Source organism: Candidatus Lernaella stagnicola (assembly GCA_030765525.1).
GTDB classification, from domain to species: Bacteria; Lernaellota; Lernaellaia; order Lernaellales; family Lernaellaceae; genus Lernaella; species Lernaella stagnicola.
Map to the genome: position 1 here is coordinate 1 of JAVCCK010000026.1, position 22278 is coordinate 22278.

Sequence of the window (22278 nt, forward strand, 5' to 3'; positions counted from 1 at the left end):
CCGCGGCGAACTCGACGAGGCCTTGCGCATCCGCCAAGAAGAACAGTTGCCCGTCTACGAAATACTCGGCGACGTGCGCGAAGCGTTGGTATGCAAAGCATACATAGCGATGGGTTTGTTGCGGCGCAACCTTCAGGGAGACGCGGCCGAAGCCGCCGCGTTGCTGGAAGCGGCGTATGCCGACGCCGTGCGCCTGCGCCTGCCGGAGGCCGGGGAGATCCGCCAAATCCAGAAGCGTTTCGGGTTGAACGGTTAATCTTTTTTTATTGATTTGTCGTCGCCACCTGCCTAGTTCGTGTGGATTGCCGAAGTCTTCCAATTAACGATTAGGCGTCTCGCAAGCGGCCTTTTTTTGTGGGGCATTCGACCGTTCGGCGGCGCGTGCGGATTAATTAGAAAAGGACGCCCCGGCGGGCGTCCCGTGAAAAGCGGAATTGCTGATCGCTACTCGTGATTGAATTCGACGATGGCTTCGCCGTCGACAACGCGGATCGTCATGCATTGAATGTCGGGCCAATCCTCGGTGCATGCCCGCGCGGAAATCGGCTGGTTGACGGCGCGCTCGATGTTGCGCGCCACGTGCCGCGCGCCCAGCCGCGGATCGTAGCCGCTTTCGGCAAGCGCGGTGACTACGTCGTCTTCAAAGCTCAGGAGTTTGCCGCGCTGTTCCCAACGTACGACTTCTTCATTGAGCATTTTGCGGACGATCGCATACAGGGCGTTCATCGGCAGCGCCTTGAAGGGCACCAGGACGTCGATGCGGTTGACGAATTCGCTGGGCAGTATTTTGAGTAAATACTCCAGCACGCCGTGGGCATCGGGTTCGCTGGGTTTGACCGAACGGGTGAAGCCGACCGAACGCTTGCCCTCGCCCCAGAGTTCGCGGCCGACGTTCGAGGTCATGATGACCACGCAATTGCTGAAGTCGACTCGTTCGCCCTTCCCGTCGGTCAGCACACCTTCGTCGAACAACTGCAACAGGAGTTTCAGAATATCCGGATGCGCTTTTTCGATTTCGTCCAGCAGCACGACCGCGTGTCCCAATCTCGACACCGGGCCGGTCAAATGCCCTTCGGTGCCGTAGCCAATGTATCCCGGCGGGGCGCCGATAATCTTGGCGTATTCGTGCTGCGACATGTACTCGGACATATCCAGGCGCACCAAGTGTTGAAAATCGCCGTGCAAGGCCTGGCATAGCGCTTTGGCCAGCTCGGTTTTTCCGACCCCCGAGGGCCCGAGGAACATGAACACGCCGTCGGGGCGATTCGGCTTGAGGTCGAGTTGCTGCTTGGTCAAACGGACGCGCTGGGCGACGGCGCTCACCGCTTCTTCCTGGCCGAGCACCCATTGCGACAAAATCGCCTCGAGTTCCTTAAGGCGCGTGATGTCTTGCGTGTGGGCCATGTCGGCGAAGATTTGCGCGGCGCTGTGCACCGATTTCGCGTCTACTTCCGTCGCGCCCGCGGTTCGCGTTTGCGCACAGGCCGAGTCAAGCAACCGCAAGACGGCCTTGGGCGGCCTTTCCTTGCGAGGTGAATCGCCGCTGATTTTCAGAGCGCAGTCGATGGAATCCTGCGGCACGGTGACGCCGTGGTAATCTTCCAGGCGCACCACCGAATCGGCGATGACCGCGCCGAGGTCGTGTTCGGAAAACTCGTCCAAATACAGCGGCAAGAGGCGGCGACCGAAAACGGGGTCGCTTTTGAAATATTGCTCGTAGCTCTGCGGCGTGATGGTGAATACGGCGCGCATTTTGCCGCTTTGCAGGTAGGGCTTGAAGCATGAAACAGGGTCGATGGTCATCGGTTGCGCCCACAAACCGACCAACAAATCGAAGTCATCGACGATGAAAATCACGTTTTCCTGTTCGGCGACACGATGGATCGTGCTAACCAAATCGGCCGGACCCAGCACGCGCTTGTTGATTTCGGAAAGCACTTTCAGCGTATCCAGAGCGATGAACGTGTAATCGGAAAGCACCGGGATTTTCCCGCTGATCGCCAGCCGCGCCCATCCTTCAATCAGGCTGCTGCGGCCGATGCCCGGCTGGCCGATTGCCATGACGACCGGGTCGTTCTGCTGGATCACCGCCCAAGTGAGGCGCTGACGAAGATGCTCGCGGCCGATGGGAATGATGTCTTTCTCGCCGACAAAGGCTTCGTCCCAGATCGTCGTGTAGGGAGGTTTCGCTACATTTTCCTTGGCCTTCTTCTTAGCCTCCTTGGCCTTTTCTACAACCTTTTCTTTACCGTCGTCCGAGCGCTCGGGCTTGGATTCTTCGGTCGGCTGGGGCTGCACCTTGGTTTCGGCTGTACCCGGTCCTTCGGTTTGCGGCGGTGGAGCGTCCGACACCTTCAAATCGCGAATTTCGTGTTCATAATCGCCGGCGAAATGGGCGAAGAAGGCCCGCGCAATCTGCTCGGCTTCGATTTTTTTCGAAACGGCTTCGGCGAGGAAAGCCACGACGCGCTCATCGACGTGAACGCTTACCTCATCGATCTGCAATTCCTGCTTTTCCAAAGAGGCCAACAACCGTTTTTGCGCATCGTTGAGTTGTTCGCGTGTTGCATCAACAACCAAGTGCTCGCCATGTTCCTCGAGAAGGGCGGCCATGATGTGCCCGGCGCTTACCAGGTTGTGCCCCATGCGCTTGCATATCGACGCGGCTTTTTCAAAAACGGCGCGGAATTCGGCCAAATCCTCCGCTGCGGAGAACTCTTTAAGTGGTACGTGACCGGCCACGCTCATACTCCCTGCATGATTGAGTTATTGGTGCCTTGGAAACGCCGTCGAATTTAGTCGACCCAGCGCCGCCCGCCGTATTTTGACTGCAACTTGTCATCGAGTTCGTCAGACGTTGAGCTCAACGTCACGACACCGGCGACGAATTCTTCGAAGTCGAGCATTTCGCCCAAGAAGTTGTGTTCTAGGAAAATGATGCCTTCGCTGCCGTCGTCCTCGGTGGGCACCCAATACAATTTGCCGAAGATGTACCGATTGTTGAGTACCGAAAATTCTTCGAACATCGAATCGTTACCACGACGCGGGACGCCCGCGAGTACGACGGCGCGCATGCGCAGAATCGTCCGCTCTTCGCCCAAATCGACGGGTTCAATAAACAACGCCGTAGACTCATGCTGAATGCGATATCGATCATCAACTACGCTGTATGTTTTGGTTACCTCGCGCATAAAACGCTCTGTCTTCGAACGCAGATTCGCGAGTTCTTTAGTTTCCCCCATAATGCCTCCCTCCGGATTACGGTTTAGGTGATTCGAACTGCCCGTCACGTGAGCCGTGGAACGCTATCAATTGCTCCCGGTCTTGTCAATTGCAACTGGTGCTTGATTGCGCCGTGAACGCCGCGGCCGGCCGTCGAACGTTTGCATTTCGGGGTTGCAATTATTATTGGTTTCCGGTATTTAGGCCGTCTTATGCAGCGCCGTACAACGCCGGCGTCGAACAAAGGAGAATGGACATGAGAGATAAAATCCACCCGAAATACGAAGAGACGCACTTCAAGTGTGCCTGCGGCAACGAGTTCACGTCGCGCTCGACGATGGGCAAAGAAGTGTCGATCGATATTTGCAACAAGTGCCACCCCTTCTTTACCGGTCGCGAAAAGCTCGTGGATACGGCCGGTCGTGTCGAACGTTTCATGCAGAAATACAAGGGAACGTACGGCAAAGGGAAAAAAGGCAACAGCTAATAGCGGACAATTGCGGCCCGCGTGCTTATGTTATGCAGCGCGCGGGCCTTCTTGCGCCTGCGCCCGACACGGATGAAACACCGGGAGCTTCTTAATGCCGGATAAACAATCGGGACCCTTGGCGGTTGGTGGCCAAGCCTTATTGGAAGGCGTGATGATGCGCTCGCCCAACAGCATGGCCGTGGTATGCCGGCGACCGGACGGGCAAATCGTACTGAAAGAAGAACAGTGGATCAGCATCTGGAATCGCCTGAAATTCCTGCGTAAACCGTTCTTAAGAGGCGCGATCGTTCTGGTCGAAGCCATGTGGAACGGCATCGGCGCCCTCACCTTTTCGGCCAAGATCTTCGCCGAAGAGGAAGTTGAAGAAAAAGACGATACGACCCAAGCCGAAGACGCCGGCGGGGAATCCGAATCCAGTCCGGAAGAATCGCCCAAGAAGGACAAAGATCAGGGACTCTCAAGCTTGTCGATCGGCTTGACGATCGCGTTTTCCATCACGGCGGCGATGGCGTTGTTCATGGTCTTGCCGCACTTGGCCACCGCTTACGTCGGCGCGCTGTTCGGCAAGGAATTGACCGTGGACATGGTCTCGTTCCATTTGGTGGACGGCGTGATCAAAATTTCCGTGTTTTTCCTTTACGTGTGGGCCATCAGCTTCATGCCCGATATCAAGCGAACCTTCATGTATCACGGTGCCGAACACATGGCGATTTCCGCCTTCGACCAGGGCAAAACACTGACGGTGGAAAACGTCCGGCCCTACAGCACGCTGCACCCGCGCTGCGGAACAAGTTTCATCATTATCGTCCTGCTCTCGAGCATTTTGCTGTTTTCGATGATGTTCCCCTTCATGCCGAAACTGGAAACCATGCCGAAAATATTGCGGCACCTGGTTTATATCGCCGTCAAACTGCCGCTGCTGTTTCCGATTGCCGGCGTCTCCTACGAAATCATTCGTCTCGCCGGTAAATATCGGAGCAATCCTTTGCTGCGCCTGGCGACCTGGCCGGGTTTGATGACTCAGAAAATCACGACAAAAAAGCCGACCGACGACATGCTCGAAATCTCCATCCTCAGCCTGAAAAAATGTCTCTGGCGTGAAAAAAGAGTGCAAGACGGTGAGGAAACCGCCGAAAGCAGCGAAGTCGTCTACCCGAATTTCCAGGCGGCGGTGGAAGACTTGGGTTGCCCGGAACACTTCTTCGAGGGCGGATCCATCGAAATCCAGTAGCCGTAAATTCTAAAACTTCTGTTTTTTGCCTTTTCCGTTTTGCGTTCCCTGTCGTTTGTGGCACACTATTTCGCGCCGAGGCACGTCCGCCCCTGGCGGAACGCCAAGTAAATGAACCATTTATGAACAGGATTCCTCCCATGAAACGCTTCTTGTTTTCGCTTTTGGTTATGGCGGTTTGGGTCGCCGTGGCGGCACCCGCGCTTGCCTCATGGATCGACCCGCAATTGCAGTCGGACATGGACGAAACGCCCCCGGCGCAGACCGTCAAGGCTTTTATTTTATTAACCCAGCAGGTGGATTTGCGCGCGCTGAAGAGCGAAGCAGACGTGTCTCACCACACCCGGGCTCGGCGTCATTACGATGTCGTCACCGCGCTGCAGGAAAAAGCCGCCGCGACCCAGGAACCCATTGTCTCCATGCTGGAAAAAGCCAAGCTGTTCGGCGAAGTAAAAAGCTATCAAATGTTCTGGATCGTCAACGGCTTCGCCATCGAAGCCACGCCGGGCTTTATCACGATGCTGGCCCACCAGCCGGAAATCGGGGAGATTTTCAAGAACGTTGGAATCGAATTGATCGAACCGGTCGAGCCGGTAAAGATGACCTCAAATAAGAGCAAGGCCGTCGAAAACGGCATCCTCGTCTCGCGGGCGCCCGAATTGTGGGCGATGGGCATCGACGGAACCGACGCGCTGGCGTGCGATCAGGACACCGGCGCTGACGGCAGCCATCCGGCCTTCGCCGATCGCTGGCGCGGTCTCGATCCGGGCGTCGCCCCCGGCCACGCGTGGTTTGACCCCCTGTACAACGAAACCTTCCCGACCGAATCGGGCTACAACACCCACGGGACCCACACATTGGGAACCATGGTCGGCGACGACGGTGCGGGCAACCAAATCGGCATGGCGCCGGGCGCCAAGTGGATCGGCGCTAAAACCATCGACACCGGTGGCGACATTTTCTCCGACGCGGTCGCCGCTTTCCAATGGATGGCCGACCCCGACGGCAACCCCGGCACGGTGGAGGACGTTCCCGATGTCGTGAACAACTCCTGGGGGCTGCATCCGAGTTGGTACGGCGAATGCGTCGACACCTTCGACGCTTCAATCGACGCGGCCGAAGCGGCGGGCGTGGTGGTCGTGTTCGCCGCGGGCAACGAAGGGCCCTCAGCCAACTCGTTGCGCTCGCCGGCCAGCCGCATCGCCAGCGATTACAACGTTTTCTCAATCGGCGCGCTCGAGCAAAACGGCACGACAATTGCCGACTTCTCCAGCCGCGGCCCGTCTCACTGCGACGACTCAACGATCAAGCCGGAAGTTTCGGCGGTCGGCGTCGACGTGCGCAGCGCCCAACCGGGCAACTCCTACGGAACGATGAGCGGCACCTCGATGGCCACGCCGCACGTCGCCGGCGCCGTGTTGCTGCTGCGGCAGGCGTTCCCCGACGCCACGCCCGATGAAATCAAGATGTCGCTGTATTTCACGGCGGTAGACTTGGGCACGGCCGGCGACGACAACACCTTTGGCATGGGGCGTATCGACGTGGTCGAGGCCTATTATTGGTTGCTGGATTACTTCGTCTCGTCCGAGGGCCGCGTCACGATGGACGACGGGTTCAATTGCAGCGACACGATCGAAATCCAAGTGGCCGACGCCGATTTATCGAGTTACTCCATCACGGTCCAGATCTGGAGCGATACCGAACCGGGTCGCGAAACCGTGACACTCATCGGCACCGGTGACGAGGGTATGTACGAAGGCAGCATCAACACAGCCCCCGGTAGCCCGTCGAGTGACGGCGTACTGCAGGTCTCCCACGCCGACACGATCACGGTCGAGTACATCGACGCCGATGACGGCGCGGGTCATTACAATGTGTCGGTTACTCAAAGCGCTTTTGTCGACTGCGCGGCGCCGACCTTCGCCGGTCTGCAGGACGCGATTCCGGGCGACAATGAAGTGCATCTGTCGTGGAACCCCGCGACGGATGACTCGCCGATCACCTACAACATCTACCGCGCCACCAGTTCCGGCGGCCAAAACTTCAATGCGCCGCTGGCGACCGCCGCCGGCACGAGTTATACCGACAACGCGGTCGTCAACCTGACAGAATACTTCTACGTCGTTCGCGCCGAGGACGCGTTCGGTAACGAGGAAAGCAACAGCGTTGAACGAAACGCTACCCCGGTCGGTCCCGTGCTGCTCTGGCAGGAAACCTGGGAAAGCGCCGCCGCGTGGGATCATCCTTGGACGATTGTGGACGGCAGCAACGACGGCTTCACCTGGACCGACGAGAACCCGCAAAACTGGTCCAGCCCCTTCATGCAAAGCAATTTCATCATCGCCGACTCGGACGGAGCCGGATGGTATGCAACGATGAATGAAGAACTCATCAGCGAGGTCGTTAACGTAGCCGGCTACGACGGCATTTTCGTCCGCTTCGCGCAGTACTACAACTCGCTAGGCGACAATGCCGATGTTGACGTAAGACTCGACGGCGGCGCCTGGGAGACGAAACTGGCGCAAGCCGACGACGTGGAAGAGATCACCGAAGTGGACCTCGCGGCCGAGAGCTTCAATACGTTGCAGGTCCGCTTTCATTACTACAACGCGAATTACGCGTGGTACTGGATGATCGATAACGTACAGGTTCTCGGCTGGCCGTCCGCCGGTGACGACGATGATGATGACGACGATGATGACGATGACGACGACGATGATGACGACGACGACGATGATGATGACGATGATGACTGCCAGCTCATGAATATACGCTTCGAGTACCTGGTGCCGCCCAGTGGTTGGTCGGTCGTGGACAACGCCGGCACCGGCAACGTGTGGGCGCGTTCGGACGTGCTTGGCGCAGTCAATCAGGCCGGTGGCTCAGGTTACAGTGCCGCGGCCGATTCGGCCGCCGTGTGTAACGGCTTAGGTTGGGATACCGAACTCATCTCCAACGCGATCGCCTTGAACGGCTACGATGATTACGAACTCACCTTCAAGGGCCGCTTCGAGGACTACCAGGATAGCGGTCGCGCCTGGCTGTACCTTTCCGTCAACGGTGGCGGTTGGCAGGTCGTCCGCTATTGGAATTTCGATACCGGCCTATTCACCGACAACATCGATCTGTCGACGTACGCCGGCCAGTCCGTGCGCTTCAAATGGCGTTACAGCGACGACGGTCACGGTTGCGCGTGGTATTTCCACCTCGACGACGTGTGTGTTTCAGGATTCGGCAGCGGTGACGACGACGATGATGATGATAACGATGACAATGATGACAACGATGATAACGACGACAACGACGACAATGACGACAACGATGACAACGACGATAATGACGACAACGACGACAACGATGATGACACCACTCCCGGCGACGACGATAACGACACAACGCCCGGCGACGATGACACCACTCCCGGCGACGACGATAACGACACAACGCCCGGCGACGACGACGACGATAACGATGACGACGATACCGTCCCCCCGCCCGACGACGACACAGACAGCGATGACGACACCGGCGGCGACGACGATACCGCGCCTGATATTCAGGGCGGCGACGACGACGACAGCGACGACAGTTGCTGCGGTTGCTGATTAGTCGGCTTTGACGCTATCAAGACCGGGCGTGCTGCGGCGCGCCCGTTTCCTTTCGCGCCGTCGCTTGCCTAGGTAGGGAAAACAAGGTACAAGCGGCGAACATTACGCACCGGAGGATCCCGTCGTGTTTGCCAAACTCGCCGACGTGGACGCTCGCTATGTCGAGTTGACCAACATGCTCGCCGACCCCGAAATCTACGGCGATCAGGCTAAGTTTGCCAAATTCAACAAGGAGCGCGTCGACCTCGAGGAAGTCGTCGAAGTTTACCGCAAATACAAAAACTTCGTCGAGCAACGAGACGGTGCGCAGGAAATGCTCGAGGAAGAAGACGACGCGGAAATCCGCGAAATGGCCAAACACGAGCTCCTGGAACTCGATGAGAAAATCGACGACCTCACCGAACGGCTCAAGCTTCTGCTCCTCCCCAAGGATCCCTACGACGATAAAAACACCTTGCTGGAAATTCGGGCCGGCACCGGCGGCGAGGAAGCCGCACTCTTTGCCGGCGACCTGTTTCGCATGTACAGCCGCTACGCGGAACAGCGGCGTTGGAAGGTCGAAATCCTTTCGTCCCACGCCACGGGCCTGGGCGGATTCAAGGAAATCATCTGCCAAATCAGCGGCGACAAAGTCTACAGCCGGCTCAAGTACGAATCCGGCGTACACCGCGTCCAGCGCGTACCCGAAACCGAGGCTCAGGGGCGCGTGCACACCAGCGCCGTGACCGTCGCGATCCTGCCCGAACCCGATGAAGTCGACGTGCGTATCCCGGAAAGCGACTTGCGCTTCGACGTCTACCGTTCATCGGGCCCCGGCGGGCAATCCGTCAACACGACCGACAGCGCGGTGCGCGTCACGCACGAACCCACCGGGCTGGTCGTGACCTGCCAGGACGAAAAAAGCCAACACAAAAACAAAGCCCGTGCGCTGATGATCCTCAAAGCGCGGTTGCTGGACATGCGGCGCGCCGAGCAGGAAGCGAAGATGTCGGCCGAACGGCGCAGCCAAGTCGGCACCGGCGATCGCTCGGAGCGCATTCGCACCTACAACTTCCCGCAAAACCGCCTGACCGACCACCGCATCGGCCTAACCATCTATGCGCTCGACCGCATCATGGAAGGGAATATGGATCAGGTGATCGACTCGACGGCGGCCCACTTCCAAGCCGAGGCTCTCAAGAAGACGTCCGCGGACTAATCGTCGCCAGCACCTTTCGGAAGAACTTGTCGATCGCAAACAGCACGAAAAGAAACGAATCGCGCACATCGAACATCGGATTGGGCAGGTCAAAGTAGCGCGGCAATTTCATGAAAAGACGCTTCGTGCCGATCGGACAGCCCCCGACCCGCCGCACCTTGCCCGCCGTGATCTTACCGTTAACCCGCGTGCACGAACCGACCAACAACGCCACGCCGCGCCCCGCGTCCACATCGCCGTTGTAAACTCCCGTGACGATCGCCCCCTCGCGGGCCCGCGCCACCGAACCTGGTCGCCGTTTGTCGATCGTGCCCAGGCAACCCTTGACCGCGGCCAGGCAGCCGCCGTGGCAGAAGCGGTCGCGAGTCGGCTCGTTGCCGGTGTAAAAACGGATCGGCGACCGCAGTTTGTGAATGTCCTGATACTCACTTTCGTGCCCGGCGGTCACGGCCTGGAGTTCGGCGAGCGACACGTCTCCCTCCACGCGAATGTCGTCGAACGACTCCGGTCCGTAGCCGCGTTCGTGTGCCAACATCAGGTGCCGGCATTGCTCCGGCTCGTAACCCAGCAGGCGGCAGGCAACCGCGTCGGCCGCGACGGGATCGTCGGCGACTAGGATCGCTCCAAAGTGAATGGGGGATGGGGCGGACTCGTAACCGGTGCCGATCTCGATCGCGTCGAGCACCACGGCGTCGGGATAGCCGACTTCCAACAGGTCGACGATTTTCTCGTCGAGGCGGTCATCGTGATAGAGCATGCGCTCGCGATGCCGCAGGATGCCGACGTTGAGTTTGATCGCCGCGGTGATCGTGCAACAGATGTGGTACTTGAGTTTGGGCATCCACAGCAGGAAATCGGCGTCGTGCAGGCTGGCCGCAACCTGCATCGTCCGGTGATGCACGCCGCGCCGCAAGGCTTCGACCGCGTACCCCTCGGTGTTGAAATCGACGACCTTTGCCCCGTCGCGCGCGAGATTCAAGTAACCCGCCTCGCGCATAAACAGACGCGAAGGAATGCCGTAGCCGCCCGACTCGCCTACCGTGACGTGTGTCGCGCCGCCCGCCCTCGCCCATAAGACCGCCTGCCGCACCAGTTCCGGCTCGGTGTAGGAGTGGTGAATGTAGCGGCGGTTTGCCGTCACGACGTTGGGCTTGATCAGCAGCCGACCCTTAGGGGCCAAGCCGAGCTCAGCCAGCGATTCGTCGAGAATCGCGCGCACGCGGTCCGGATCGGCGCGGTCACAACGCCGCAACAACACGCGATAGCTGCGTTTTCGCGCCAGTCGTTCGCTCACGCGCTCGGAAAACCGTCGGTCGTCCATGCTGTATTCCCCCTTCCCCTTGGCGAGGCGAAGTGATTATACTGCTCTCCTTCGGTCGGGGCCAACCGCGACGCGGCGTATCCGACGTCTTTTTGCAGCCTTTCGGTTGACAGAACCGGCCGTGTAGAGCATTTTTTGCCAACCCCCGAGGTTTGGGGGAATGGAGGATAACAACCATGCAGCAGCAGAAAAACGACGAACTTTATCGCATTCGCCACAGCCTCTCCCACATGCTGGCCGCGGCGGTCACGGAATTGTTTCCGGACGTGAAACTGGGCATCGGCCCGCCCGTCGACACCGGCTTCTATTACGATTTCGTCTTCCCGGAGCCGATCAGCGCCGAGGATTTGAAGGCGATCGAAAAGAAGATGAAGCACTTCGTCAAGCGCAACTTGGCCTTTGAACGCTTCGAATTACCGGCCCAGGAGGCTTTGCAGAAGCTCGAGGACGATGGCGAGATCTACAAAGCGGAACTCGCCAGGGAATACATCGAGGCCGGGGAAACCATTAGCTTTTACCGTTCCGGTGATTTCACCGACATGTGCGAAGGCCCCCATGTGGAGACCACGAAGAGCATCCCGAAGGGCGCCTTCGAACTCGACACCATCGCCGGCGCCTATTGGCGGGGCGACGAAAACAACGTCATGATGACGCGCATCTACGGACTCGCCTTCGCCAGCCGGGAGGATTTGGACAACTTCAAAAAACGGCGGGCGCTGGCCATGGAGCGCGACCACCGTAAGCTCGGCCGCGAACTGCAGATTTTCCATATCGCCGAAGAAGTGGGTAAAGGGCTGCCCCTGTGGCTGCCCAACGGCGGCGTCCTGCGCCGCGAGCTGGAAAAGCTGGCCTACGAGTTTGAATTTCGGCAGGGCTACAAGTTCGTCTACACGCCGCATATCTCGCGCGGCCGGCTCTATGAAATCTCCGGCCACCTGGAGCATTACAAGGATTCGATGTATCCGCCGATGGAGATGGACAACGAAAACTACTACATGAAGCCGATGAACTGCCCGCACCATCACCTTATCTACCGCCAGGTGGCGCGATCCTACCGCGACCTGCCGCTGCGGCTCTCCGAATACGGCAGCGTGTATCGTTTTGAGAAATCCGGCGAACTGGCGGGGTTGCTGCGGGTGCGCGGCATGACGATGAACGACGCTCACATTTACACCGACGAGGAGCACGTGGTCGAGGAGTGCATCCAAGTCATGTTGCTGCACAAGCAGTACTACGACCTGTTCGGCCTGCACAACTACTGGACGCGGCTGTCGACTCACGACATCGAAAAAGACAAGTTCGTCGACAATGCCAACCTGTGGGAGCACGCCATCAAGATCATGCGGCACGTGCTCAACGAGATCGAACTGCCGTACGAGGAAGTCTCCGGGGAGGCCGCGTTCTACGGGCCCAAGATCGACTTCCAGGTCAGCAACGTCATCGGCCGCGAAGAGACGGCGTCGACCAACCAACTCGACTTCACCAGCGGCCAGCGCTTTCACTTGGTGTACATCGATCGCGACGGCAAGGAATGCACGCCGTACATCATCCACCGCGCGCCGCTGGGAACACACGAGCGCTTCATCAGCTTCTTGATCGAACATTACGGCGGCGCGTTCCCCACGTGGCTGGCGCCGATCCAAGTGCGCATCGTACCCGTCGCACCCGAATTGTACGACTACGCCGAGTCGTTGCGCGCGCAGTTGCACGAGATGTTCGTGCGCGTCGAGGTCGACGATTCCACCGACTCGCTGAACAAGAAAATCCGCAATGCCGCCACGGCGAAAATCCCCAACGTGCTGATCGTCGGCGGCCGGGAAAAAGAGAACGAAGCCATCACGCACCGTCGTTACGGCGTCGAGAAGCAAGAGACCGTGCCCTTTGCGGAGTTCAAAGATTGGATTTCGGCCGAGATCCTGCAACGCCGCAACAGTAAGCCGATCAATCCGCTGGATAGTCTGTGAGGCAGGCGATGCCCTTTGATGTGCCGCAGTACGCGAAGGATGGAGCGGACCTCCGGGTCCGCTTCTTAACCGAACACGAAGCCGATATACGGCGGGTGGCCGCCGTGATTCTCGACACCGTCGAACGCGGCGGGAAACTGTTGGCATTCGGCAACGGCGGCAGCGCGGCAGACGCCCAGCATTTGGCCGGCGAAATGGTCGGCCGCTTCAAACGCGAGCGCAAACCGCTTGCGGCGGTGGCGTTGTCGACCGACACCTCGGTGCTCACGTGCATCGGCAACGACTTCGGGTACGAAGAAATCTTCTCGCGGCAAGTGCAAGCGCTGGGCCGCCCCGGCGACGTGGCGTGGGCGATCTCGACCAGCGGCCATTCTCCCAATGTACTGCGCGCTATCGACACGGCCAAAAGCGGTGGCTTGTTCGTCGTCGGCCTGACCGGTCACGACGGCGGCGCCATGGCGGAGGTTTGCGACCTGGCGCTGGTTGTACCCAGCGATCACACGGCGCTCATCCAGGAAATTCACACCACGATTCTGCACGTCGTTTGCGAACTGATTGACGAGCAATTCGGCGCATAACCCGCGGAGGAACGCCATGAAACGATGGGTGCCGGCGGCGCTCCTGTTGTTGCTGTTCTCGGTCCTCGCCTCGGCCGGTCGTCACGAGGCCGAATCGCTAAACACCGAGGGCTTCCAGTTATACAAACAAGGCCGGTACGGGGACGCTGCGGTCGTGTTTCGCCGGGCCGTCGCCGCGGATGAGACCTACGGCCTGGCCCATTACAACCTGGCATGCACGCTGGCACTCCTGCGGCGGCAGCGTGAGGTATGCGAGCATGACACCTATCGCGGCACGATCACGCAGCACCTGGCCGACACGCTGAAATACCTTCCGGAAAAGCGCTCGAAAATGCTTACCGACCCCGACCTGCGTTCAATTCACGACACGCTGTTTTTTCAGAATTTGCGAGGCCTATCGCCGAAACGTGACAAAGACGTGCGCGAGATTCTCGTCGGCGTGCAGTGGTGGGGCCCGAGTCCCGGTGCCTATGGTCCGGTCGCCGGCGTCGACTTTCAGTCCAACGGAACCTTCCGGTTTTGGGCGCTGGAAATGGGCGATACGGTCGAGCGCCGCAAATTCGCCGGGCGGTTCGAAGTCAAAGGCAGGAAAGTGATTCTGCAATTCAAGCAACCATTCCATGGCAAAAAGAAGCTCATCGGCGTGTTGAGGAAAAACGGCGTGTTGTTCTTCGAGTCCGTCGATTGGCGGATGACCGACGAGCCCGACGAATGCTCCGCGTAGGTCGACTCCCCCTAGCCTAGAGCCTCAAGCAGGGCCAACAGAAAATCGCGGTTGTGCGCCTGGGCGTAGTGCAACGTCCCGCCCACGCGCGAGAAGGTCTTGTTGAAACGCAGGTAATAATCGGGGTGGTCTTCCGGCGGCTCGCCTTGCGACCAGTCCCAACGCGAGGGGGCCAGATCGACGACGGCGATGAAATGATCCGTGATCGCCCGCCCCTCCTGCAAGGCGAGATTCTGCGCCATCGAAAAGCTTTTCTCGAAGATCATCGGGCTCATCACCGCGCTGCCGATCGATAGATACACGCCGCCGTCGATGCGGCTGATCGTGTGGGCAAAGGCAAGGAAATCGCGTTCGGCGCTGCGCCCAATCGCACTGCCGCAATTGGCCGGATGATTGTAAATGATGTCGTGCCCGAACATCGGGTGCGCGGTGAAAGGCACGTGCGCTGCAAAGGCCGCGGCTTGGGCGCTCGTATTCGCGAAAGGATGCGCCGCTTCGATCGCGCCCGGCTTCAAGTCCAGTCGCTGCATCACGCCGAGCAGATCCAACGCGGCGGCGGCGCGATCCGGGTTCGATTCCGCCTCGCCGCGCGCTACGGCAAGCAAGTCATCGGCCGATGGCAAATCGAGTCGCCCGTCGTGAATGAATTTTCCGACGGCCTCACCGTAACCGAGCCCCTCGTAAGCGCCGACATTGATCGCCATGTTCAGGTAAAAGCCCGTCTCTTCCCAATTGCCGAAAGCGCCGCGGGCCATGTTCGCCGCGACGTGTTCGCTGGTTTCGCCCAGGTAGGCCAGTTCCCAATCGTGAATCACACCCGCGCCGTTGGTGGCCAGGTGCGTGACGAGGTCGCGCTCGATCAAGCTGCGGAGCACCGGACCAAGCCCGTTTTTGATCGTGTGGGCGCCGAACGTGAGCACGACGGGCCGGTCGTTTTGCCGCGCCTGCCGGATGCGCTGAGCCGTCAGGTCAACGATTCTCTTCGCCGGGTTGGCAAGCTCCGCGAACGCGTCGCCGGGTTCCACTTTGGCATCGGCGATACGCACGCGGTTGATTCGCTCGGCCAGGGATTTCATGCCGACCTTGCGGCGGTCTAGTTTCGGAAAGCTCATGGTCGTTTCCTAGGTTCTCACCTGAAGATAGGCCAACAACGCATCAAGTTGCGAGAAGTCCGGGACAATCAAGTCGACCCCGGCCCGCACGAGGCGGCTGCGCTTGGCGGCGTTGAGGCTGAAGCGTCGCAATTCGTCGCTCGCCACGCCGACGGTATAGCCGCCGCGCTTGTGGGTTTCGCGGATTTCCAGCGGTCCGTCGCCGAAGGTGATCAGGCTCGCCGCGTCCCCGATCTCACGCAAAATTCGATCGAGCACCAGCCGCTTCACTTCCTTCGCGGCGTCGCCCACCGCCCCGTGAATGCGCCCTTCGAACAATTCGGCATAGCCCAGCGCCGCGGCTTCGCGCTTGACGTCGGCCGCGTCGGTGCCGCTGGCCAGGTAGAGTTTTACGCCCTTTTGATGTAACGCGTGCAGCAGCGCTACGGCGTTTTTCATAGTGAAATCGGCTATTTCAAGCTCGCCGCGCTCCAGTTTGGCGACTCGTTGCCGCACCAGTCGTAGCAATTCTGCGTTGAAAATTTCCTTGTAGCCGTGTTCATCAAGCACTTCGTCTTCGGGTACGAGATCGAATTCGCGCACCATGGCGACCAGCCCCTGCATTTGCACCAGGGTTTGCACGCCGGTCGATTTGTCGATGTACTCGCGCACGCGGTCGACGACACGGTGGTATAGCGAATCGTTGGCGCTTTGATAGGACGGCCCCAAAATGGCGCGCGCCATCATCGGCTCCATGATGGTTTCCCACCCCTCGCGCAACGTGGAGATCGTGCCGTCGTGATCGAAAATGGCATGAGTGAACGTCGGCGGTGGTTGACGTTCGCCGATCAACTCGAATTCCGTACCCGGTAAAATGCGCGCCGCCCGCGGGTCCTCGGCGAGTTCCGGGCGATACACGTAGTCGGGTTGCGCGCCGACGGCCAACACCTCGGCGGGCGTCGCGGTGCCGGTCTGCCGCAGTTTGAGCACGGTGATTGCCGCGACGATGTTACCGAATACCGCGGCTTCCGCCGCGGTGGCGCCGACGGCCAGGGCCGATGCGATACCCGCCAGCGTGGCATCGCCGGCACCGACTGGGTCGATCCTTCCCAACACCTGGATGCCGGGGATTTCCTGCAAGCCCGATTCGTCGGCCACGATCAAGCCGCGTGCGCCCCGCGTGATGAATACCGGGCGACCGATCCGCCGGTGAAGCAACCGCGCGGCCTCCAGCGCGTTTTCCTTGAGTACGAGCGCCCCAACCGGATACTCGTAGCCCGCCAGTCGCGCCGCCTCGTGGTCATTGATTTTCAGGATGGCCGCCGGGTACGCCTCGGAGTGATTGCGGCTGTCGACGATGACGATTTTGTCCCGATGCGCTTCGAGCAATTCACGGAGCTTGCCGCGTAGATAGGGCGAGTGAATCCCGTTGCCGACTTGCTCGTTGACGATCAACGCGTCCAGTTCCGGTAGCCGCGCGGCCACGCGCTCGAGAAGCCGGTCGGCAGTCTCGGTGCTAAGCCGATTAAAAAAGCCGAAGTCGAACCGGCGCTTTTCGGTTTCGCCCTCGTAAGGCTTGAGATACGCCACGGTCGCCCACGCGTCTTGTTGGGTGAGCAGATCGTCGATCCGTACGTTCTTTAAGGCCAACAGGCGTTGTATTTCGCGTCCCCAGGGATCGTCGCCCAGTACGCCGAAGGCTTCGACATGACGGCACTTCAGGTCGGCCAGGTTGTTGGCCACATTGCCCGCGCCTCCCAGCGCGACCTCGTAACGCAACACCGGTTGCACCGGCAGGCCGGTCTCCAAGGATAATTCGTTTGCGTCGCGGTCGACGAACACATACACGTCGAGGGCGAAATCGCCCAACACGCCCACGTGGGATGCCGAAATGCGTTCAAGCAACGAATCCAAATCTGTCGTGGTGAAGTTCTCGAATATGCGTGTCACACCAACCTCGTAGAAACAAAAAAGCCGACCACCCGGCCGGCCTTTCCGATGGCAGCGAAGGGACTCGAACCCCTGACACAGCGGATATGAGCCGCTTGCTCTACCTCCTGAGCTACGCTGCCGAAGCACCGCCTGATTTTATTGAGCCGCGGCCCTTTGTCAAGACGTAACGCACCCGCCGGGGGCCTCGAAAACGCGGCCGATCACCGCCGGTTAGGGCGTCGGTGCGCCGAAACCCAGAGGAAACGCGGCGTGCCAGAGGGCGGCCTCCCCGCCGTAGGTCATGTGTATTTCTTCGTTGTCGACAATCAACAACGTGACGTATTCGCCCATGTATCCGGCCAGGTCGATCGGCGTGCGAGTCCAATCGCCGGAGAGGTTCGTCAGGTAATGCACGCCGGTCGGGGCAATGCCCATGTCGCTGTATTCGGTCGCGCCGATGTGGATGAATCCGTCCTCGTCCATGGCCATGGACACCCAGCGATTCATGATGCCGTCAGCGGTGGTGGTCACCGCTTCGTTTTCCCAGGCGCCGCTGCCGTTGGTCGCGTAACGCACAACGTCGTTGTCGATGTCGCCATAGGCAAGGTGTAAGTTCCCCTCGGCGTCGATGGCCAATGACCCGTTGCCGCTCGAGTGGTTCGTATTGTCGATCACCTCGCTGGTCCAACCGCCACCCTGGTTTGTATAGTGGCTCATTTGGTAACTTGGTGACGTCGTAACCGCGATGTGCGCCGCCCCCACGTCGTCGATAACCAGTGAGGTTCCTCCCGACAGGGTCATTCCCGTCGCGACGCTTTCAGACACCCACGTCCCGCCGGTGTTCTCGGCATACTTCAACTCATGGTTGGTCAAATCCCAATAGGTAATGTGTACGAAGTCGCCGGTGTCCACCGCGATACCGACGTAGTACCCGACAATGGCCGAATCATCCACTGTCGTGGTCGCCCAGCTTCCCGCGCTGTTTTCGGCATAACGTAAAACACCGGTCGAATTGTCAAAATACGCCACGTGCACCGCGCCGTTGCTGTCGGCCGCGGCGGCGATATGTAAATCGTTGTCACCGCTGGTGTCGACGAATTCCATCTCCCAGCCGGTAAGGGTTTGCTCGGCGTGACGAAGATAATCGGCGTCGCTCTCGTGATACAGAATGTGTAACGTGCCGTTGGGCTCGACGACTCCCGAGGCGTAGTTGCCCACGACCATGCCCGTGTCCAGGGTTTCATAATCCCAAAGCCCGGTTCCCTTTACGGCATAGCCCAAATCTCGGACAGCGTCGGACGAGTAGGCCAGATGCACGCGGTAATCATCCGACACGGCCACAGCGGCATAATCGCCGTGGCAGTTGCTATCGACATTCTGGTGCACCCACGAACCGGTTTTGTTCGTGGCGTAACGCAATCCGTCGGTCCACTCGCCGTACGTGATGTGCGCCTGACCCGAAAGATCGACGGCGATGCGCGTCGCGGTTCGCATCATGCCGGTGTCGTCCACCACGAAACGGCCCCACCCGCCGCCGGCGTTCGTAGCGTACTTCAAGGTGTAGTTGCTCGCGTCGCGGTAAGAGATATGCACCTTGCCGCCCGCATCCAGGGCGATATCCGTGTCGGCGTCGGTGTCGACGGTGTTATCGACCGTCGTCGAAACCCATAATCCGGACGCGTTGGTCGCGTACTTCAAATGCCGGCCGACCGCGTCGCCGTAGCTGATGTGCACGCTTCCGTCACCGTCGACGGTCAGCGCGCAATCCTGCCCGGTGCCCGCAGAGGTATCGGCCGTTTCGGTTTGCCACATTCCGGTTTCGTTGGTCGCGTACACGAGGTTGTAGTTCGATCCGTGCCGATAGCATAGGTGCGCCGCGCCCGCCGCGTCGATTTTCCAATCGAAATCATTCCGCGCCAAATCGGGATTCGCTAAATCCAACGGCTCGATGTTCCACTCGCCGCCGGCGTTATCGGCCAAGGCGAGCTGCTCGGCGCAAATGTCCTGGAACAGTACATACAGATTTCCAGCGGCATCGAGGTCGATAATCGGATTCGCCGCGAACGCGTAGACCGATGTCACGGAAGCCTTGCGATCATCGGAAACCGTATAGATCAACAACTCGCGAGCCGTTGTGGAGGCCACGTATCGATCGCCGTTGGGCCCGATCACCATGGACGTGCCGGCTTGACCCGGAATGCCGCCTTCAACCCGTTCAATGCGCGGCGGCTGATCGTCGTCGCCACCTGTATCGTCGTCTCCGCCAGTGTCGTCGTCACCGATTGTGTCGTCATCGACATCGGTGTCGTCATCGCTTGTGTCGTCGTCGTCATCCACGGCGTCGTCATCGGTGTCGTTTTCGGTGTCATCGTCATCATCGCCGCAATCGCATCCGGCCACCAAAGCCGCAATCATGGCCAAGCCGAGCAGGATACAAAGACCAATTTTCATTTTCATTGCGCGATCTCCCTCGCGGTTATCCCTTGTCTGATTCCTACCATATTGTCGCCTTTTGAGGAAATAATTCGCTCGCGCCGATCGGTGCGACGTACTCGTGGCCCGGTTTTCACAGTGCGGCATAAAGTCGACGTTGGACGGAGTATGAACGGCGGGTAAATCGGAACGGGGCGTTGAGAAAGAGCCGAACGGTCCTCTCTCAACGACCCGGTAGCCTACGCGAATATTCTAGTTCAGCGTCGGCAGGTCGTACCCCACGGGGAACGACGCCCACCACAACGCTTCGCTCACCATATAGAACATGTGCACCAGCCCGTCAGGCGCCGCGGCTAAGTCGACGAAGTCCCGAAAATAGCCGGCACCGTCGACCAGCCGAGGATCCCAGCCCGCGGCGACGTCGGGGAAATACTCGATCCCGTCCAAGTCGGCTTTCACCGCGATGTGAATATGCCCGTCGGCGTCACAAACGATGGAAGTGAATAGGTTGCCGGTCCGGGAAGTCGGAATCGTTTCAATCTGCCAAGCGCCACTTACGTTGTTCGCGTAACGAGCCGACCAAGTAGCGATCTCTTCGTAGCTGACATGCAGCTTGCCCGCATGGTCGATCACAACCGACGGTTGGTCCCCCGAGTTGTGGTCGCCATCAACGACCTCAGAGTGCCAGGTACCGCCGGAATTGGTCGCGTGGAGCAAACGCACGCCGAATTCCGCCTGGAAAAAGGCGTGCGCCACGCCTTCGGCGCTCACGGCCAACGCCGCTCCTTCGCGTACGGCTTTATCGTAAGCCGTTTCGAACACCCACGTTCCGGTGGCGTTGTTCGCATAACGCATGACGTCGTCGCCGACTTCGTAAAACAGGAGGTGGACAACATCGTTCGTGTCGATCACGAGATCGAGATCACTCACGAGCCAACCGACTTCGCCGACGGTTTCGACCTGCCAAGCGCCGCTGGCGTTCGTCGCGTAACGCAGCGTTTGAGCGTCGAACAGGTAGTACGCGACGTGACACGATCCATCTGACGCCCGTTTCGCCGCTATTTCTTGCACGTCGGTAACGGCCGATTCGATCACCTCGGTGGACCATCCTTCCGACGTGTGTTGGCCGTAAACGATAGTGCCTTCGGAGAATATGTCGTACACAACGCCGACCTCGCCATTAGGCCCGATTGCAGCCGCAGCTTTCCCGCCCACGCTGGAGCCGCTGTCGATCTCAGTAAGCTCCCAATCGGCGTTTTCCTTGACCGCGTACTTCGCGCTGAACAGGGGGCCGTTGTATGCGATATGTACTCGGCTTTCGGCGTCGACGGCGATCGCGTTTTGCGTGCCATAGGTCCCGGCTTCGACGACGCCGTGAACCCAGTTGTCCGAAGCGTTCGTCGCGTATCTCAATTCACCCGGCGAGGACCACTCGCCGTAGGTAACATGTGCGCTGCCGTCCGCGCCCGCCGCAATGCTGTGTCGACCGAATTGTTCCCCGGAGTCATCGACCAGGTCCATGGTCCAATCGCCCGGATGGCCGCCGGCGTAATGAAGCAGATTCGCGTCGTAATCGAGGTAGGTAATGTGCGCGTCGCCCTGTGGGTCCACAGCAATATCCGTGTTCCAACCCATAAGCGGCGCCGGGTCGACCGTATCGGTCACCCACGAGCCTGAGGCATTGGTCGCGTACTTTAAGGTCCGGGTGATGTCATCCTTACCGGGCGACTCTTCGTAATACGCAATGTGCGCCGCATCGTTCTGATCGAACGCCAGACTGCAGAACACACCGGTATCGACGTTTGCATCCACCGTCTCGTACGTCCAAACGCCCGAGGTTTTGGTTGCGTAGGCCAGATTGTTATCCGTCTCGTGCCAGTAGCACGCATGTTGGACGCCGTTGCCGTCGACGGCGAAATCGAAGTACGTCTGATAGGCGTCCCAGTACTCCGGGTCGAAGAACGCGCCGGGTACTTCGACCGGTTCGATGACCCACTCGCCCGTTGCGTTGCTCGCAACCGCCGTGCCCTTCGCGAACAGGTCAAGGAAAAACACGTACAGATTTCCGGTGTCATCGATGTTCAATTCCGGGCTTCCGGCGAAGTCGTACAAGGTCTCGTTAGTCATTTCCCCATTCGAAAGCGTGTGCAAAACCAAGCGCCGCGCTTTCGACGTAGCGAAATGAACGACGCCATCTGAGGCGAGAACCAACGATATTCCTCGCGGCGTTCCGCCATCCACGACACTGATTTGGAATTCGGTTATGTCGTCATCGCCGCCGCCGGTGTCGTCATCGCCACCGCCCGTGTCATCGTCGCCGCCGGTGTCGTCGTCGGTGGCATCGTCGTCTACATTGTCACCGTCGTCGTTGTCGTTGCTATCTCCATCATCGCAGGCGACAAAAGCAAGCAATATCAAGAGAAGCAGGGATACAAGAAGAGTGATGTGTGACAGTTTCGCTTTTCGGATACTCATGGAAATGCCCT

15 protein-coding genes and 1 tRNA gene are annotated in these 22278 nt (G+C 59.4%); 8 read left to right on the plus strand and 8 right to left on the minus strand.

Annotated elements, in window-relative coordinates; all coding sequences use genetic code 11:
- The coding region (locus tag P9L99_11600; GenBank protein MDP8223996.1) for a hypothetical protein at positions 1 to 256 on the plus strand (256 nt) is incomplete at its 5' end.
- 188 nt (positions 257 to 444) lie between these two features.
- Here P9L99_11600 and P9L99_11605 read toward each other — a convergent pair.
- On the minus strand, positions 445 to 2742 hold the full coding sequence (locus P9L99_11605) for an AAA family ATPase (protein ID MDP8223997.1): 2298 nt from the start codon (positions 2740 to 2742) through the stop codon (positions 445 to 447).
- A 53-nt stretch (positions 2743 to 2795) separates the two neighbouring features.
- A complete protein-coding gene (locus tag P9L99_11610; GenBank protein MDP8223998.1) occupies positions 2796 to 3242 on the minus strand; it encodes a hypothetical protein in 447 nt (148 codons plus the stop codon).
- Between the two features lie 236 nt (positions 3243 to 3478).
- On the opposite strand from P9L99_11610, the gene rpmE reads away from it, so the two are divergent.
- The 4 genes from rpmE (at position 3479) to prfA (ending at position 9749) form a co-directional block, all read left to right on the plus strand.
- A complete protein-coding gene (gene rpmE / locus P9L99_11615; protein ID MDP8223999.1) occupies positions 3479 to 3709 on the plus strand; it encodes a 50S ribosomal protein L31 in 231 nt (76 codons plus the stop codon).
- 94 nt (positions 3710 to 3803) lie between these two features.
- Positions 3804 to 4943 carry a DUF1385 domain-containing protein gene (locus P9L99_11620; GenBank protein MDP8224000.1) on the plus strand — a complete coding sequence of 380 codons (1140 nt, stop codon included), beginning with the start codon at positions 3804 to 3806 and terminating at the stop codon, positions 4941 to 4943.
- Positions 4944 to 5083: 140 nt separating this feature from the next.
- Positions 5084 to 8548: a S8 family serine peptidase gene (locus tag P9L99_11625; protein ID MDP8224001.1), complete on the plus strand. Its 3465-nt coding sequence runs from the start codon at positions 5084 to 5086 to the stop codon at positions 8546 to 8548.
- Positions 8549 to 8675: 127 nt separating this feature from the next.
- Positions 8676 to 9749: a peptide chain release factor 1 gene (gene prfA / locus P9L99_11630; GenBank protein ID MDP8224002.1), complete on the plus strand. Its 1074-nt coding sequence runs from the start codon at positions 8676 to 8678 to the stop codon at positions 9747 to 9749.
- On the opposite strand, the gene P9L99_11635 is transcribed toward prfA, so the two are convergent.
- Positions 9727 to 11070 (minus strand): DUF362 domain-containing protein, encoded by a 1344-nt coding sequence (locus P9L99_11635; GenBank protein MDP8224003.1) that lies wholly within the window; start codon positions 11068 to 11070, stop codon positions 9727 to 9729. The two genes, prfA and P9L99_11635, sit on opposite strands and share 23 nt — an antisense overlap.
- A 176-nt stretch (positions 11071 to 11246) precedes the next feature.
- Between P9L99_11635 and thrS the strand changes: the two genes are divergently transcribed.
- The 3 genes from thrS to P9L99_11650 are packed head-to-tail and all read left to right on the plus strand — an operon-like array spanning position 11247 to position 14336.
- A complete protein-coding gene (gene thrS / locus P9L99_11640; protein ID MDP8224004.1) occupies positions 11247 to 13034 on the plus strand; it encodes a threonine--tRNA ligase in 1788 nt (595 codons plus the stop codon).
- 8 nt (positions 13035 to 13042) lie between these two features.
- Positions 13043 to 13612 (plus strand): D-sedoheptulose 7-phosphate isomerase, encoded by a 570-nt coding sequence (locus P9L99_11645; protein ID MDP8224005.1) that lies wholly within the window; start codon positions 13043 to 13045, stop codon positions 13610 to 13612.
- Between the two features lie 16 nt (positions 13613 to 13628).
- Positions 13629 to 14336 carry a hypothetical protein gene (locus P9L99_11650; protein MDP8224006.1) on the plus strand — a complete coding sequence of 236 codons (708 nt, stop codon included), beginning with the start codon at positions 13629 to 13631 and terminating at the stop codon, positions 14334 to 14336.
- Between the two features lie 11 nt (positions 14337 to 14347).
- Here the strand turns inward: P9L99_11650 and P9L99_11655 are convergent, their stop codons facing one another.
- From P9L99_11655 to P9L99_11675, 5 genes are all read right to left on the minus strand, one after another.
- Positions 14348 to 15448: a hypothetical protein gene (locus P9L99_11655; GenBank protein ID MDP8224007.1), complete on the minus strand. Its 1101-nt coding sequence runs from the start codon at positions 15446 to 15448 to the stop codon at positions 14348 to 14350.
- Positions 15449 to 15457: 9 nt separating this feature from the next.
- Entirely contained in the window at positions 15458 to 17377 is a 1920-nt protein-coding gene (locus tag P9L99_11660) for a PfkB family carbohydrate kinase (GenBank protein MDP8224008.1), read from the minus strand.
- A gap of 49 nt (positions 17378 to 17426) precedes the next feature.
- A tRNA-Met gene (locus P9L99_11665) sits at positions 17427 to 17499 on the minus strand.
- Positions 17500 to 17590: 91 nt separating this feature from the next.
- On the minus strand, positions 17591 to 19816 hold the full coding sequence (locus P9L99_11670; protein MDP8224009.1) for a hypothetical protein: 2226 nt from the start codon (positions 19814 to 19816) through the stop codon (positions 17591 to 17593).
- A 228-nt stretch (positions 19817 to 20044) separates the two neighbouring features.
- Entirely contained in the window at positions 20045 to 22267 is a 2223-nt protein-coding gene (locus P9L99_11675) for a hypothetical protein (GenBank protein MDP8224010.1), read from the minus strand.
- Between the last annotated feature and the right edge of the window lie 11 nt (positions 22268 to 22278).

Bases quoted from the DNA above. Each gene is read 5' to 3' on its own strand.
- thrS (MDP8224004.1), top strand. From the start codon at position 11,247: ATGCAGCAGCAGAAAAACGACGAACTTTATCGCATTCGCCACAGCCTC.
- P9L99_11650 (MDP8224006.1), top strand. From the start codon at position 13,629: ATGAAACGATGGGTGCCGGCGGCGCTCCTGTTGTTGCTGTTCTCGGTC.
- P9L99_11620 (MDP8224000.1), top strand. From the start codon at position 3,804: ATGCCGGATAAACAATCGGGACCCTTGGCGGTTGGTGGCCAAGCCTTA.
- P9L99_11625 (MDP8224001.1), top strand. From the start codon at position 5,084: ATGAAACGCTTCTTGTTTTCGCTTTTGGTTATGGCGGTTTGGGTCGCC.
- P9L99_11670 (MDP8224009.1), bottom strand. From the start codon at position 19,816: ATGAAAATGAAAATTGGTCTTTGTATCCTGCTCGGCTTGGCCATGATT.
- P9L99_11635 (MDP8224003.1), bottom strand. From the start codon at position 11,070: ATGGACGACCGACGGTTTTCCGAGCGCGTGAGCGAACGACTGGCGCGA.
- P9L99_11675 (MDP8224010.1), bottom strand. From the start codon at position 22,267: ATGAGTATCCGAAAAGCGAAACTGTCACACATCACTCTTCTTGTATCC.
- P9L99_11645 (MDP8224005.1), top strand. From the start codon at position 13,043: ATGCCCTTTGATGTGCCGCAGTACGCGAAGGATGGAGCGGACCTCCGG.
- P9L99_11610 (MDP8223998.1), bottom strand. From the start codon at position 3,242: ATGGGGGAAACTAAAGAACTCGCGAATCTGCGTTCGAAGACAGAGCGT.
- P9L99_11655 (MDP8224007.1), bottom strand. From the start codon at position 15,448: ATGAGCTTTCCGAAACTAGACCGCCGCAAGGTCGGCATGAAATCCCTG.
- rpmE (MDP8223999.1), top strand. From the start codon at position 3,479: ATGAGAGATAAAATCCACCCGAAATACGAAGAGACGCACTTCAAGTGT.